General features: G+C 32.0%; 17 protein-coding genes, 1 tRNA gene and 2 riboswitches. Of the genes, 4 read left to right on the top strand and 14 right to left on the bottom strand.

What is annotated here, in order from left to right; genetic code table 11:
- The 4 genes from D1606_RS16515 to D1606_RS16500 all read right to left on the bottom strand — a co-directional run.
- Nucleotides 1–400 (bottom strand): AAA family ATPase (locus D1606_RS16515; RefSeq protein WP_119417116.1); only part of this gene is annotated, 400 nt, incomplete at its 3' end.
- A 157-nt stretch (nucleotides 401–557) separates the two neighbouring features.
- Nucleotides 558–1340, bottom strand: coding sequence for an alpha/beta hydrolase (locus D1606_RS16510; protein ID WP_119417115.1), 783 nt, complete (start codon nucleotides 1338–1340; stop codon nucleotides 558–560).
- Between the two features lie 228 nt (nucleotides 1341–1568).
- The gene (locus tag D1606_RS16505; RefSeq protein ID WP_119417114.1) at nucleotides 1569–2090 is read right to left on the bottom strand and encodes a hypothetical protein; all 522 of its coding nucleotides are present in this window, start codon (nucleotides 2088–2090) and stop codon (nucleotides 1569–1571) included.
- Between the two features lie 175 nt (nucleotides 2091–2265).
- Entirely contained in the window at nucleotides 2266–3003 is a 738-nt protein-coding gene (locus tag D1606_RS16500; protein ID WP_119417113.1) for a hypothetical protein, read from the bottom strand.
- A gap of 183 nt (nucleotides 3004–3186) precedes the next feature.
- Here D1606_RS16500 and D1606_RS16495 point away from each other — a divergent pair, with 183 nt between their 5' ends.
- The 3 genes from D1606_RS16495 (at nucleotide 3187) to D1606_RS16485 (ending at nucleotide 4667) form a co-directional block, all read left to right on the top strand.
- A complete protein-coding gene (locus tag D1606_RS16495; protein WP_119417112.1) occupies nucleotides 3187–3615 on the top strand; it encodes a DUF4395 domain-containing protein in 429 nt (142 codons plus the stop codon).
- Nucleotides 3616–3730: 115 nt separating this feature from the next.
- Nucleotides 3731–3801 (top strand) — tRNA-Thr (locus D1606_RS16490).
- Nucleotides 3802–4091: 290 nt separating this feature from the next.
- Nucleotides 4092–4667 carry a TcaA NTF2-like domain-containing protein gene (locus D1606_RS16485; protein WP_119417111.1) on the top strand — a complete coding sequence of 192 codons (576 nt, stop codon included), beginning with the start codon at nucleotides 4092–4094 and terminating at the stop codon, nucleotides 4665–4667.
- A 72-nt stretch (nucleotides 4668–4739) separates the two neighbouring features.
- Here the strand turns inward: D1606_RS16485 and D1606_RS16480 are convergent, their stop codons facing one another.
- Genes D1606_RS16480 through D1606_RS16470 form a run of 3 tightly spaced genes read right to left on the bottom strand, consistent with a single transcriptional unit; the run spans nucleotide 4740 to nucleotide 7470 of the window.
- The gene (locus D1606_RS16480; protein ID WP_119417110.1) at nucleotides 4740–5840 is read right to left on the bottom strand and encodes an ABC transporter substrate-binding protein; all 1101 of its coding nucleotides are present in this window, start codon (nucleotides 5838–5840) and stop codon (nucleotides 4740–4742) included.
- 27 nt (nucleotides 5841–5867) lie between these two features.
- Entirely contained in the window at nucleotides 5868–6644 is a 777-nt protein-coding gene (locus tag D1606_RS16475; RefSeq protein WP_233548154.1) for an ABC transporter ATP-binding protein, read from the bottom strand.
- A gap of 4 nt (nucleotides 6645–6648) precedes the next feature.
- Nucleotides 6649–7470, bottom strand: a complete 822-nt coding sequence (locus tag D1606_RS16470; protein ID WP_119417109.1) for an ABC transporter permease — start codon at nucleotides 7468–7470, stop codon at nucleotides 6649–6651.
- Between the two features lie 205 nt (nucleotides 7471–7675).
- On the opposite strand from D1606_RS16470, the gene D1606_RS16465 reads away from it, so the two are divergent.
- Nucleotides 7676–8062, top strand: coding sequence for a hypothetical protein (locus D1606_RS16465; protein WP_119417108.1), 387 nt, complete (start codon nucleotides 7676–7678; stop codon nucleotides 8060–8062).
- 72 nt (nucleotides 8063–8134) lie between these two features.
- Here D1606_RS16465 and D1606_RS16460 read toward each other — a convergent pair whose 3' ends face one another.
- From D1606_RS16460 to D1606_RS16430, 7 genes are all read right to left on the bottom strand, one after another.
- Nucleotides 8135–8287 carry a YpzG family protein gene (locus D1606_RS16460; RefSeq protein ID WP_119417107.1) on the bottom strand — a complete coding sequence of 51 codons (153 nt, stop codon included), beginning with the start codon at nucleotides 8285–8287 and terminating at the stop codon, nucleotides 8135–8137.
- 81 nt (nucleotides 8288–8368) lie between these two features.
- A complete protein-coding gene (locus D1606_RS16455) occupies nucleotides 8369–8782 on the bottom strand; it encodes a hypothetical protein (RefSeq protein WP_119417106.1) in 414 nt (137 codons plus the stop codon).
- A gap of 800 nt (nucleotides 8783–9582) precedes the next feature.
- Nucleotides 9583–10050: a 6,7-dimethyl-8-ribityllumazine synthase gene (ribH, locus tag D1606_RS16450; RefSeq protein WP_119417105.1), complete on the bottom strand. Its 468-nt coding sequence runs from the start codon at nucleotides 10048–10050 to the stop codon at nucleotides 9583–9585.
- Between the two features lie 12 nt (nucleotides 10051–10062).
- Nucleotides 10063–11253, bottom strand: a complete 1191-nt coding sequence (locus tag D1606_RS16445) for a bifunctional 3,4-dihydroxy-2-butanone-4-phosphate synthase/GTP cyclohydrolase II (protein ID WP_119417104.1) — start codon at nucleotides 11251–11253, stop codon at nucleotides 10063–10065.
- A gap of 14 nt (nucleotides 11254–11267) precedes the next feature.
- A complete protein-coding gene (gene ribE / locus D1606_RS16440) occupies nucleotides 11268–11906 on the bottom strand; it encodes a riboflavin synthase (RefSeq protein ID WP_119417103.1) in 639 nt (212 codons plus the stop codon).
- Nucleotides 11907–11915: 9 nt separating this feature from the next.
- A complete protein-coding gene (ribD, locus tag D1606_RS16435; RefSeq protein ID WP_119417102.1) occupies nucleotides 11916–12998 on the bottom strand; it encodes a bifunctional diaminohydroxyphosphoribosylaminopyrimidine deaminase/5-amino-6-(5-phosphoribosylamino)uracil reductase RibD in 1083 nt (360 codons plus the stop codon).
- 142 nt (nucleotides 12999–13140) lie between these two features.
- A riboswitch (FMN riboswitch) is annotated at nucleotides 13141–13270 on the bottom strand.
- A 140-nt stretch (nucleotides 13271–13410) separates the two neighbouring features.
- Nucleotides 13411–13540: riboswitch (FMN riboswitch) on the bottom strand.
- A gap of 87 nt (nucleotides 13541–13627) precedes the next feature.
- The gene (locus D1606_RS16430) at nucleotides 13628–14362 is read right to left on the bottom strand and encodes a hypothetical protein (protein WP_119417101.1); all 735 of its coding nucleotides are present in this window, start codon (nucleotides 14360–14362) and stop codon (nucleotides 13628–13630) included.
- Nucleotides 14363–14730 lie beyond the last annotated feature (368 nt).

Below are 14730 nucleotides of genomic sequence, written 5' to 3'. Positions count from 1 at the left end.
ATTTAAACATTTTAAAAAATATTTCTAATGTTGGTTTGTAATTTGCTTTCTCTAATTTAAGTTTTTGTTTAAGAAACCTTTTTATAATTCGGTAAGTTCTTATTGAATATTTTGGATCTAAAAAGATAATTAAATCTGCACTATTAAAACAATTGCTTACCCATTCTTCATTGTGCACTCCTTCAATTATCCAACTGTCGGTTTGTATTATACTGGTTAGATACTCTTTTCTTTCTTGTTCAGTTCTTTTTATATCACCAGACTTATTCCTTATCCAAACTACATTATCCAATTCGTAATACGGTATACCTAACTTTGAAGATATTTCTTTTGCTAAAGTTGTTTTACCACTTCCAACTGAGCCGATAATATGTATCCTTTTGTATATTTTCTTTTTCATAAAAGCACCAACTCCATAATGACTTTTTCAAAAGACAATTCGACATTACAGTTGGATTTACCTCTTATTAATTGAAATGGAAATTCTATTACCTTTGAATAAATAAGCACAAATCTATTTTTCTAGAAATGCGTCCAAATTATTGAATAAAATTATATTAAAAGAATTGGTTCGATTTACGAGATAAAAATGTAAATAGTTTAGGGACTCTATCCCTAAAGGCCAAATAGTTATGTTCTGCTTCTTTAATAATTTGAAACTTTGTATTTGGTATTTTCTCTTTTAAGATTTCATATATGGCTTTATTCGAAGCTAAAAATTCCACACTTATTGCTTCGGCATCTCCAGCTTCCTTAGTACCGCAGTCTAAGTAGACACTTTCAATCAGTGATAAATCAGTACATTGTATTAACTTTTCAATTTCCTCCTGGTTACGATAAAATGCTGAAGACAGAATTGCTATATTTCTGAAAATTTCAGGATAGCGACACATTGCATAAGTTGAAATGAGTCCTCCTAAGGAAATCCCTGCCATAGCAGTATGCTCTTTTAATGTCCTATAATTATTATCTATGAATGGCTTAAGTTCATTCACTATAAACTCAACATATTGTATCCCTCTTCCACCATCTATTGATTCCTTACCTAAAAATTTCTTACTATATTCCCCACATGTCCAAGGACAATATTCATTTATTCTTTCTTCACTATTTTGGTCGATTCCTACAACGATAACTTTTAATTCATTTTCATCTAAGTAATCTTCGAGTTTTAATGAAGTACCCCCTATTGCATCATTATCTTGGAAAATATTCTGTCCATCGTGCATATACAACACTGGGTAACTCTGTTCTTCTTTAGTGTAATTTTTGGGTAGATATATTCTAATTAATCTTTCTTGTTCAAATGATTTTATGTAAAAAGGAACTATCTCTAACAAAAGCTATTCCACCTTTCCGTTTCATACTTATTGAACTGTCTAGTCATTAGTATAGATATATTACATCATAGCATCGTCTGATTTTAAACATTTATTTCCACATAATGCAGAGACTTTAAACTAATTAAAGAAAGCTAAGCAAAGGTTAATAGCTTTTTATACCCGTGAGATAAAAAATAAAAAAGAAGGAACTCATATTTGGGTACCTTCTTTTTATTAATAGATTTTTTATTTATTTTCTGAAATTTTTACGAAGAATAACTTTTCATTTTCATTTAATGATAATTCTTTAATATCCGACATAGTTAAATACATTAATGTATTACATCCATAATCCTGTGATGTAAAAATAGAAAGCCCATTTTTATCCAAAATATTAAAATGAAAAAATGGCGTTATATTTTCATATTCCGAATCTATCTCTTCTACCATACTTTTAAAAATAATATTTTTAATACTTTCATTTAAACTTATTGTTAATTCAATAAGATTATCTTCGTTCTCTATTCTCTTACATTGAGATTCTGATAATATTATGTTTTTCACACCATAGCCTGTGGAGGGATAACCTTTTTTGGGGTATATTATATCATTGTCATAATAATGAATAGTTAATTTTGTGCCTTTCGTTAAAAAGTGCACTGTTAATTTATTCCAAATTCCAATTATTCTTTGCATTCGATTTCCTAAATTTCCTTCTTTATCTTCAAGATTACTAGTATCTAATCGATAATTAAAAAAGTCATTCAATTCTACCCCTCATTTTTATCTTAAATAGCTGCCAAAACTATTGTACTTACGGGTCAAAGAGCCCAAAGCTATGGTTAATTTTGAACTTAAACGTTATTGTATAGCGGATATTTGGTATCCAGAAGAAGGGATTACCTGTGAACTATCTAACTATGGGCCCCTTAAAAGCTAATTATTACAAGTCAATCTCTATATAATCATTATTATTAGTTACATTTGCATCTTGATACCACAATTGCCCTTCATAGTAATAATAGAATCGTAAAGTTGTACCATCATCATACCATGTTGGCGAACCGTTAACTTCATATAGAATAAACGTTTCTTTTTTGGGCTTTATAGTAATTGACTTTGGATAAATAATTCTTTCGTCATCCGTTAAACTTATTAGTGTTAATGTTCTATCATAATCAAGAAAATCTCTATCAAATAAATCCCCATAATTTTGAATATAGATACTCTTGCTACTCTTATTTTTTACGGCAATTACTACATAACTTTTGTTACTATCAGTTTCATCATCCATAAAGGTGTATACATTAGGGTAAGTAGCAAACTTTGTTTTAATTGTTACAGTTTTCGAATATGCACTATAAGTTGTTTTACCATTCTTCTTAACATAACTCTTTACGCGATAATAATGTTTGGCATTGGCTTTTAAATTGTAATGTGTATATGAATTTTTGGAAGTCGTTTTAATCTTCTTGTACTTATTATTCGCTGCTCTATGATACACTACATAACCATTAACACCTTTAACTTTTTTCCATGTTAAAGAAGTCGAGTATGCTCTTGATGAAGTATTAAATGACGTAGGTGCTTTAATCGTTTTCGCATGAACATCATTTCCGCCAAACGTTAAAGATGTGATTAAAAGAAATAATAATGATACAAAAGTAAATATTTTCTTCATGACATTCCCCATTTCTATAAGAATATGAAGTTATAATATGCTAAGCACATTTGGAATAATAAGTATAAAATTCAAAATACTAAATAAGATCTTTTAAATTTGAATTTTTCAACAAAAACACTTTTGTTTTTTCTGATAATGGAGTAATATTTAATTAATCTTATATGAAAGGTTGGTTTTTATATGCAAAAACCTGCATTTATCCCAAGACCTTTAGTACGTGTCAATCAATGGATCATTTTATTAAGCACTATTGCAACATGGATTTTTCAACAGCCATTAATTTTATTAATACCTTTGGTTGCAAATTTACTTGGCCTATTATTTAATTTCAATCCATTTATGAAGTTCGCTCGTTTATTTTTAAAGAAAAAGCCATCAGAATATATTCCAGAAGATGTAGTTCAACAAAAATTCAATTCATGCATTGCTATCACATGTTTATTGTTTGGCTTTATTGGGTTCGAGCTTGATAAATCTGTAATAGGCTATATATTCACAATTATGGTTACAGCGGCTTCAGGAATCGCTATTTTAGGTTTCTGTATTGGTTGCTTTATCTTTTTCCAACTTAAACAACTACGCTATAAACTAAAGAAATCACATGCATAAAATCAACTGACTCATTTTTAATATATTGGTAAAATTTTTTCTTAGAAACCCTAGCATGTTTCCCTGAAAAGTGCTACAATATATTTTGTTGTTGATAAACAACTTATCAGTTGTTGCCGATTTAGTTTAATGGTAGAACGGTGGTCTCGTAATCCATTGATAAGAGTTCGATTCTCTTAGTCGGCATATTTTTTATAATGTGTAAATCCCTTATAAATGTTGATAATACAACTTTTATAAGGGATTTTTTGGTAAATTATGTTATTACCTTTTAATTAAACAATTTATTGTAATAATATATTCGAAATCCTACTCAAATTACTAAGAGTTTTGATCTCACCTTATTTTAAGGGTCAAATTTATACTTTTATGAACATTTGTATTAAATAATTATTCGACAGAGAAATTATAGAGTACCAAGTTTTCCAAAAATAAGTTATGATTATATAAAATAGCCTGTGAAAGAAGGACTTGATATGAAAAACTGGAAGATTTTATGCATCACTTGTTTAACAGCTTCTCTACTTTTCGCATGTTCAAATACTGAAGATAAAACAGGTGATTCAAAGAAAACCGAAGCCTTTACTACTGAAACAGCAAAAAATACCGATGCCAATTTACCAGAAACAACAGATAGCACAGTTACAATCGCTGGACAAAAAATGACAGATACCGAACAACAAAAAATAACTGATTTTATCGAAAAATATCCAGTTGAGTATTCAAATGCAATCGAAACAGGTGACTTCACACCTTTAGCAAATGAATATATTATGCATGAAACGAAACTATATGAACATCTTTTAAATGAAGTTGAACAGCAACATAAAGATGGCACTACTCAAAAAATAAATAAAATAGAAATTTCTAAGATTAACCGTCTTTCAGATACAGATTTTACTGTCGATACGAAAGAAACAATTGAAGAAACTAAAAATGGCAAGAACAAATCTATTTTACGTGTTCGTCAATACAAGCTCTACTATGACTATGTAGAAGGCGATGATTCAAATAGTTTCTTTAAAATAATGGATATTCAAGATTTAAAATAAACAAATATATCATAATGACGACATAAAATAGGCACCTATCTACAAGTATTTTGTAGAGGTGCCTATCTCAATTTATTGATAGTTTCCTAAGATTTTTACTGCTTGATTAGTAATTGAAGTATCAATGGCTTTATCAAAGTCAAACTCTCCAACTGTTGCGCCATTCTTTTTGTACATTTCATATTGGTTACGAATATCATCTTCTCGCATTTTACCATCCGGATCTAAACCTGTTACATAAACTTTATCCCATAATGCAGGATCTTTTAATGCAGTGTACTTCGTCATTATATTGATAATCTCCGCTTTCTCTATATCCTTTGTAAAAGCATCATTATAATCACGTACACCTTTTAGATAAGCAAGCATAAAACGTAAAGATATATCCTTTTCATCTTTCATAAACTTAGGTGATGCTAAAACTAAAGCGATTTGTGAATCTGGTGCAAAATCGGTTGCGTCACCAAAGCGAGTTAATATTCCTTTACTTACACCCTGTGCTATTAGAGGTTCAATACTAAGTGCAGCATCAATTGAACCATTTTCTAATGCACCAAGCATACTACCAAAATCGGACATAACTACAGTTTTTACATCTTTTTCTGTTAATCCAGCATGCTCTAGCATTAAAGCATAGATATAGCCATCAATTGAATTTCTTGAAGAAATAGCAATCTTCTTCCCTTTAAAGTCTGGGTAATCTTTAATAACATTTGTCATCTTATTACCGATGACAAATGTAAAATAAGATTTTCCTGGCATATTATGTCCTTTATCTCCTACTATTTTAACATCGATCCCTTGTGCAATTGCATTAAAAAATGATGCAGTAGAAATGCCACCCGCTATATCAACTTCCCCTGCTGCTAGTGCTGGCAGCATATCATCGCTATTGGCAAATTGTGCAAATTCGACTTCAATATTGTAATCGTCAAAATAGCCTTTTTCATTTGCAATATAAAATCCTGCACCTGAAGCTGCTCCGTCTTCAGCAACAACGACTTTTGTTCTCTTTTTTAACGGTGCAAGATCACCTGATTTATTTTCTTTACTTACTGCATTATCGACTTTACCGTTGTCTGTTTTGTTTGTACTTTTTTCTGAACATCCTGCTATGACCATCGCTAGTAACAGCAATGGTATCACAAGCCCCCGTTTCAACCATTTCCCCATTGAAATCCCCCTTTCCTTAAAACAAACTTACTTTCTAGATTTTTGTACTTCTTCGTGCAAATGATTTAATATCTCTATAAAATTCTTTGTTGTTTGCTGATGTGAACGGATTTTTTCGATATTTCTTGGTCTAGGTATATCATTTTTAATTTCTTTAATAATTTTCCCAGGTTGGGCACTCATTAGTAAGATACGATCACTTAACAGTAGCGCCTCATCAATACTATGTGTGATAAACAATACCGTTTTCTTAGTTTCTTCCCATATTGAAAGTAATTCCTCTTGTAAGATGAACTTATTCTGCTCATCAAGTGCTGCAAAAGGTTCATCCATCAGCAATATTTCTGGATCATTGGCAAAAGCACGAGCAATGCTTACTCGTTGTTTCATACCACCCGATAATTCTTTTGGAAATAGTTTAGAAAACTTTTCAAGGCCTACTTTTTTAATATAGTAATCTGTTCTCTCTTTGATCACACTTTTTGGTAAATGCCTCATTTTCAAACCAAAAGCAACGTTTTCTTCAACTGTTAACCAAGGAATAATCCCTCTTTCTTGAAACACCATTGACTGAAGAGGTCTATCTTCCTTGCCTAGTTTAATCTCAAAATCTCCAACACTCGTTGTTTCTAACCCCGCCAAAATTCTTAATAGAGTTGTTTTACCACAGCCGCTTGGACCTACTAAGCAAACAAACTCTCCTTCAAAAATCTCCATTGAAATATCTTCTAATGCCGTAACACTATTATTTTTTTTAAAAAATACTTTAGTTAAGTTATTAATCGATATTTTCGTATTCTCCAATACCTCACCTCCAAGGAAGAATCTTCTTCTGCAGATATCGTAGAATTAGTGAGAATAAATAACCGAAAAACGAGATGAGTATTAGCCCTACAAACATTTCTTTCAATAAAAATGCTTTGTAAGAGGTCCAGATTAAATAACCGATTCCTGAAGTTGCACCCATCATTTCTGCAGCTACTATTGTTAAAAGAGCTATTGCCTGACCCATTTGAATCCCTTCCATCATAACTGGTAGTGAACCTGGAAGTGCGATTTTAAAGAAAAAGTCTTTTGAATTTGCTCCGTAATTTTTGGCTACATCTAAATATATTGAGTCTATATTGATAACTCCAGCAGTCGTATTAATAACTACAGGGAAAAACACACTTCCTGCGATTGTAAAGATTTTAGAAAAATCTCCAATTCCAAATAAAATAATGATAATTGGTAGCAATGCTAATGTAGGAATTGGCATAAGAGCCATTACAATTGGTGATACAAAATGTCGAATTGGTGAATATAACCCCATCAACAGTCCAATCACGATACCAGGAATTACACCAAGTAAAAATCCAGCAAAAATCCGATAAAGTGATACCCCTATGTGATGGAATAATTCCCCACTTACGGACATGTTATAAAATGTGTATATAATATCAGTTGGCGGAGGGAAGAAACGTACATCAATAAGATTTGTTCTGGATAAAAATTCCCACAAAATTAAGAGAAAAATGGGTGAAGCGATCGTTAAGGTCTGCTTCCATCGTTCATTAAGTCGTCTTTTCTTCCATTCCTGTTGTTCAACTTCGACAGGATCATGGGTTAGAGCTCTCTTTTCTTCTTTCATCCTTCACCACCTCTTCTATAAAATGATATGTATTTGACTCCCAAAGTGTGTCGACTGCCTATTGATATAAATACAATATTTTAAAGAAAAAATGACTGACACAAAAAAGACAAGCAGATATTTTATTTACTTTACAAATAGTCAATAAGTAATGTTATAATAAATAAAAACAAGTAATATTATCATGTGATTAGAGGGTTTATTTATGAAAATAGATAGAGATATTGTATATTTAGAAAAATTTATAGCAAATAATGATTTTCCATCAGCTCGAAAAATTGTCGAACAAAACTTAGATAAATTTACTAAGCCAAGAATACGTTCACAATTATCTTTAGACGCACTAACTTTTTTAAACTGCATCATTCAAATAAATGATGGAAAAAATAAAAACATATACTCAAGAGAAACACAACTTATTATTAGACATATAAACAATCTGGCTTATGAATGTAAATTAAGTGAGCTTAAATGTTATGTATATTTACAAAAGGATTTATTGTCAGAACCTGAAATTTACAATTCTTTAAGCGAAGATGCTAAAGTATTTATTCCAAAACCTAAAAACTTAGAAAATGATGTTGTCATTTAAAAAGAAGTCCCAAAGCTATTGGCCTTGGGACTTCTTTTTTTGATTTGCACTTATCCTACACAATGATTAAAACTAGAATTGACGAGCTTTCGCTTGACTCCTCAAGATTTGGTTTCGAAGTGTTATCTTCGTTTCTCCCTTAACTTGAGATTTTGAATGTTTTATTCTAGTCCAGAGTTGATGAACCTTTTGAGACTTTGGATCTAAGTGGTCCGGTTTCCCCATAATGTTCTTCCCTCCTAATCATGTTGGATTTCATAGTGAAATCTTTTTTAGTATGGCTCTTACTTTTCAGTTTATGCCTAATTAGAAATTCACACTATCCGTTAGTACATATCCAAAAACGATTCCAGCAATTATAGTGAACATAATTGTAGTATCACCTAATGCTAAAATTTGATTTGTAAATACTAACTTATCACCGAAGCTCGAATAACTCAAATAAGGTAGTAGTAAAAAATACAAAGCTGGTAATGCAATAACGATTAATTTTATCCAATCCATGCGCCATTTCTTTTTGCCTTTTTTCTCCTTAAGAAATTTAGGTAATCGTAATAAAATCCCTACGAAAATCGGAAAAATTAGGTTAAATATCATTATTTGTTTATTATCAAAAGAAATTTCTGCTTCTTTTCCCAAATATACACGAAATCGTAAAGCCATATAAATTGAAAAAACTATTATAATAACCCAAGTGACATAATCCAAAAAGCGTTTCAAACTAAACCTCCTCCAATTACATCATTACTATTAAAATTTCGCCTAAAGTGAAATTTTTCCTTTAAATAATTTATCGTAAATGTCGGAAATTATTATGTATAACTATAAATAGAAAAACGAAAGAAATTTTAAATGAAAATGAAAAACCCGGAAAATTAATTCCGGGTCTGATTTCACTTTATCCTTCATATCGATTAAATGTTATTTTAGCTTTGCATATATCTAAGACTCCTGCACGAAGCATTCACCTTGGACCTAACTTTTTAAAGCAGCTCACAGTAGAAGAATATTATTGAGAATTAAGAACTAAAGTTCTACTTACTCTTTAACCATTCAACATCCTGATCATAAAAGATGTTATCCTTTATGACGATTAAAACGTTAAGCTTTCGCTTTAAACTCAAACCTGATCCACGGGACTTCACTCTCCGTTTCATTAGAAATGAGATATTAACTTTTTAATCTCGCCCAGAGTTATGAACTCTCTGAGTAATTATCGCTTTTTTGGCGGATCACCCATCGAATTCTCCCTCCCAATCATGTTAGATTTACGAATCCTTCATGATGTTTAAAAAAGTCTTGCAATCGCTAAATTACTCAAACCTGATCCACGGGACTTCACTCCGTTTCATTAGATTGAGAATGTTTAACGCTTTAATCTACTATGAGCTATAGTGCTCACCTGGACTTGGTTCACCCATCGGTTAACCCCTCCTGTTTATGAAAGGATTTGTTAAGTGAAATCTTTTATAGTATAGCTCGTACCGTTTCTTTTATACACTAAATTAAAAATTTTTATATTAATCGAACATGTGATTTAAATTAGCCATTTCAATTGCAGATACGGCAGCATCATAACCTTTATTTCCTGATTTTGTGCCAGATCGTTCGATGGCTTGTTCAATATTTTCTGTAGTAACGATGCCGAACATGACTGGTACGCCAGATGTTAAACCTACATTTGCAATACCTTTTGCCGCTTCGTTACAAACATAATCATAATGAGATGTTGCACCTCGAATCACTGTACCTAAACCTATAATGGCATCGTATTTTTTTGTCTCCGCCATTTTTTTTGCGATAAATGGCACCTCAAATGCTCCAGGAACCCATGCAACATCAATATCTTCCTCATCTACACCATGACGCTTTAAGCCATCCATTGCTCCTGACAATAGTTTTCCAGTTAAAAATTCATTGAATCTTCCAACGACAATACCAATTTTTAAACCTGTTCCGATTAATTGTGCTTCAAATGTTTTTCCCATTTCCATTCACTCCTATGCTAAGATATGTCTCATTTTTTCTTTTTTTGTGTGCAAATATTTTTCATTTTCTGGTTCAGCTTCAATTTCTACAGGTACTCGTTCGACAACTTGAATACCATACTTCGTTATTCCTTCGATTTTGGCAGGATTATTGGTCATTAAACGAATTTTTTCAATTCCCAAATCACGCAACATTTGTGCACTTAAGCCGTAATCTCGCATTTCTGCAGGGAATCCAAGATGGATGTTGGCTTCTACTGTATCAAAACCTTGTTCTTGTAACTCGTAGGCTTTTAGTTTGTTTAGAAGGCCAATACCTCTTCCCTCTTGACGCATATATAGGATGACTCCATTTCCAGCCTTTTCAATTATTTCTAGCGATTTTTGTAATTGTGGTCCGCAATCACAGCGTTTTGAGTGGAAAATATCACCTGTCAAACATTCTGAATGAATTCGAACTAATGGTGCCTCTTCGTTTTGAGGCTTACCTTTAACGATTGCAACATGTTCTTTTTCATTTAGTTGATTTGAATAACCAATCATTTGAAATTCCCCAAATGATGTTGGTAGTTTAACAGAAGCCACTCTTTCAATTAATGTTTCAGTTTCGTTTCGGTAGCGTATTAAATCTGCAATTGTAACAAATGTTAAGTTATGTTTCTTTGCAATTTCATGTAATTGAGGGACTCTTGCCATTGTTCCGTTATCTAACATAATTTCACAAATAACTCCCGCAGGTACTGAACCACAAAGTTTTGCAAAATCTACTGCAGCTTCTGTATGTCCTTGTCTTTCAAAAACACCATTTTCTTTTGCAATCAATGGAAATACATGTCCAGGTCGACGGAAGTCTGCTCCTATTGATTTACTATTAATCAATTGTAGAATTGTTTCAGAACGTTCATATGCACTTATTCCAGTCTCAGTTGTTTTGTAGTCAACGCTGACAGTAAATGCCGTTTGGTGATTATCCGTGTTATTTTCGACCATCGGATTCAATTCAAGTTGTGTTGCTAGTTTTTTAGACATTGGTGTACAAATTAGACCGCGACCATATTTGGCCATAAAATTAATGTTTTCTGGTGTAGCAAATTCAGCTAATACAAGAAAATCGCCTTCGTTCTCACGATTTTCATCATCCACCACAATGATTATTTTCCCTCTTTTTAAGTCTTCTATTGCTTCCTTGATTGTATTAAACATTTACTTTCACCCCTTTAAAATCCATTTTCTTTTAAGAAATCTAATGTAATACTTGATTTTTCATCTTTTCTTTCTAAATGATGGATTATATATTTGCCGAGTAAATCATTTTCAATATTGACAACTTCTTGTTCTTTTTTTATTCCTAATATCGTTTGATCAAATGTATGTGGAATTAACGAAACCGTTATTTGTGTTGGTTTTACATCGAAAATAGTTAAGCTAATACCATCAATCGCGATAGAACCTTTCATCATACAAAATTTACTTAGCTCTTTACTAATTCCTATATCTACATAAACTGCATTCGCCAATTTTCTTTTTCTCAGGATTATACCGGTACCGTCTACGTGACCTGATACAAAATGTCCGCCAAATCTGCCATTTGCGGGCATCGCTCTTTCTAAGTTAACGACTTGGCCCGTTTGTAAAGCGTGAATATTTGTAGCTTTAACAGTCTCAGGCATAACATCTACAGTAAATTGTTTAGTTGAAAAAGAAATAACTGTTAAGCAGACACCATTGATTGCGATACTGTCTCCTAAATGTATATCTTCTATAACCTTTTTCGATTCAATCGTTAACTGCATACTTTTTGGTTCATTTTTTATTGTTTTTATTACCCCTAATTCTTCAACAATTCCAGTAAACATATAACAACCTCATTTCGGTACAGAAGTAATTTTGATATCTTCACCAATCATTTCAACGTTTTTAAATTTAAGCGGATATGCATCTTTTATATGATGAATATTTATATCTCCGATCATATTAACAGCATTATTTCCACCAATGATCTTGGGTGCAATGTATGTGATTAGTTGATTGACATATCCTGATTTTAAGAAACTTGCATTTACCTTGCTGCCCCCCTCAACATAAAGCTTCATAATATTACGTTTGCCAAGTTCTTTTAATACTTCTTTTATAGAAATAGTTGGTTTTTCAATTTGAATAATCTCAACATGTTCTTGTGAGAAGCTTTTGACCTTTTCCTCCGATACTTCTGAACCAACAAAAATGAGAGTATCTGTTATATCTTCTGTAACTACTTTTGCATTGTCTGGCATATTCAGACTTGTATCTAATATCACTCTTATTGGTTGTTTTTTTGTATTACCCAATCGATTGGTTAAGCTTGGATTATCAGCTAAAATCGTACCAATCCCTACAAGTATGGCATCGTTTGACTCGCGATCTCTATGAACATCATATTGTACTTCTAGACCTGTAATTGCTTCTCTACCATTATTTTCCGTTGCTAATTTCCCATCTAACGTAATTGCTTGTTTTAGTGTTACATAAGGGACCTCATTTTGAATAAAGTGAAAGAAAGCTTCATTTAACTGATTAGCTTTGTCTTCTAAGATACCTGTAGTTACCTCGATTCCAGCATTTTTTAAAATGGTAACACCTTTTCCAGCAACAATTGGATTTGGATCCAAAGAAGCAATAACCACTCTTTTAACGCTAGCTTTTACGAGCGCGTGCGCACATGGAGGTGTCCTCCCATAATGACTACATGGCTCTAGCGTTACATAAACGGTGCTTCCATTTGCCCTTTCTCCTGCCATTTGCAATGCATTTACTTCTGCATGAGGAGTACCCGCTTTAAGATGAGCTCCAAAACCAACGATTTCTTGATTTTTTACAATGACGGCACCGACAACAGGATTGGGATTGGTTTGTCCTTCAGTCACTTTTGCCAATTGAAGCGCAAAATTCATGTAAAATTCATCGGTCATTTGAATCACTCCAAATTCTATAAACTTTCCAAAAAGAAAACTCCTAAAGAGTTTATTCCTTAGGAGTTTACGGGAGATTATGTAATAAATGGTATTATGAAATAAACTTATGCCTACAACTTCATAAGAATTACCATTACACATCGTCCTTCTCCCATCCAGACTATACTGTCGGCTTTGGAATTGCACCAAATCCTGCCTATAAAGGCTCACGGGCTTAGAATTTCTTCATCACCGTCGATTGGGATTTTCACCCGACCCCGAAGGACATTACTATAAAATTGTTAAATGGTTTTCTTTAAAAAGAAAACCCCATAGATTTACTCTACGGGGTGGATTGGAAGTTTGAATTTAAACATTGCTAAATAAACCTATATAACATAAATAGATTCCATAAGCAATAAGCATTCCATACATCCTTCTCTCATCCAGACTATACTGTCGGCTTTGGAATTACACCAAATCCTGCCTATAAAGGCTCACGGGCTTAGAATTTCTTCATCACCGTCGATTGGGATTTTCACCCGACCCCGAAGGATTATTCATCTATGTGGAAAGTATAACACTCTTTTTTTAAAATTACAGTAGAATTTTTAAATTTTTTCAAAGAAATATTTAATAGTCTTTATTTATATTACGTTATTAGTATCCTCGTAACGTTTAATGATCACTTTATTCAATAAATCATGACGTTTAATCAGAACACTAATCATTTGATGCCATTTTTTACATTCCTTTGCCGCATCTTTGTACTCATCTGAATCTTTATCAATTTTCTCTTCACTTTCTAAAAAGACATACTCAATAATAGGACTAGCCAAGTCATCTACGACTAATTTTAAACTTAGTTTTGAAACAGTATCTTTTGAAATGTCTTCAGTTTCTTCTGTATCATTTTTCTTATTATTTTCTGGCTCCATTATATATACTAATGAGTTACCACCATCATCAAGTAACGTTCCTCCCAGTAAACCACCCCTTGATATTAAAGCAATTTGTTTTCCATCTTCTTCTATAGAAGATTCGTATATTTCATTAAAGAGAAACTCCTTTACGTCAAAGCCAGTCTCAAGATTTTCTCTGGTTGCAATAAATAACGTTTGGGAAGCTTCATCTAGTAATAATGCATTTAGATAATCATCAGAAATTGTCGATTGTGAGTGAATAAATTCCTGCAGTAATTTTTCGGTTTCCTTTTTTATTTCCTCTTCTTTTCCATTTTCAATTAATTGAATCTGATGTGATCCCCATTTAAATAATAAAAAGGCAATGAATAAAAAGATCAACTTTGCACCAAGGGTATCTACTATAAATGTAAGAATGAAGAATAGCCCGCTCGCTATAAATGTCAATAATATATTCATGTACAATCCACCTTTACAGATTGAATATTAAATACGCTTATATTTATAATTCTATGAACTTTTACTATTTTTCATTCTTATGTATTTTATTTATGGTGTTTTTATCACTAATAATTAGATGATAATAAAAAATTGACAACACTACAAAAAAACTATAAAGATTCGATTACACAGATCCGTCAATTACATTTTGAGAAAGGAGGAGGAGAAACTATTAATGGAATATGGTATTACAAGATGGATGAAAATGAGCTTAAGAAAGTTTCTTCCGAGTTACGAAAGCATTTAGAATTATCATAATAAAAAGCTATCTGTAAGTATTTTATATCATACTTATAGATAGCTTTTTCAATGCGAATATTCGCTGT

It is taken from the genome of Rummeliibacillus sp. POC4, assembly GCF_003576525.1.
Lineage (GTDB): Bacteria > Bacillota > Bacilli > Bacillales_A > Planococcaceae > Rummeliibacillus.
Note: the sequence above shows the minus strand (reverse complement) of the source record. Positions and strands in the feature narration are given on the sequence as shown.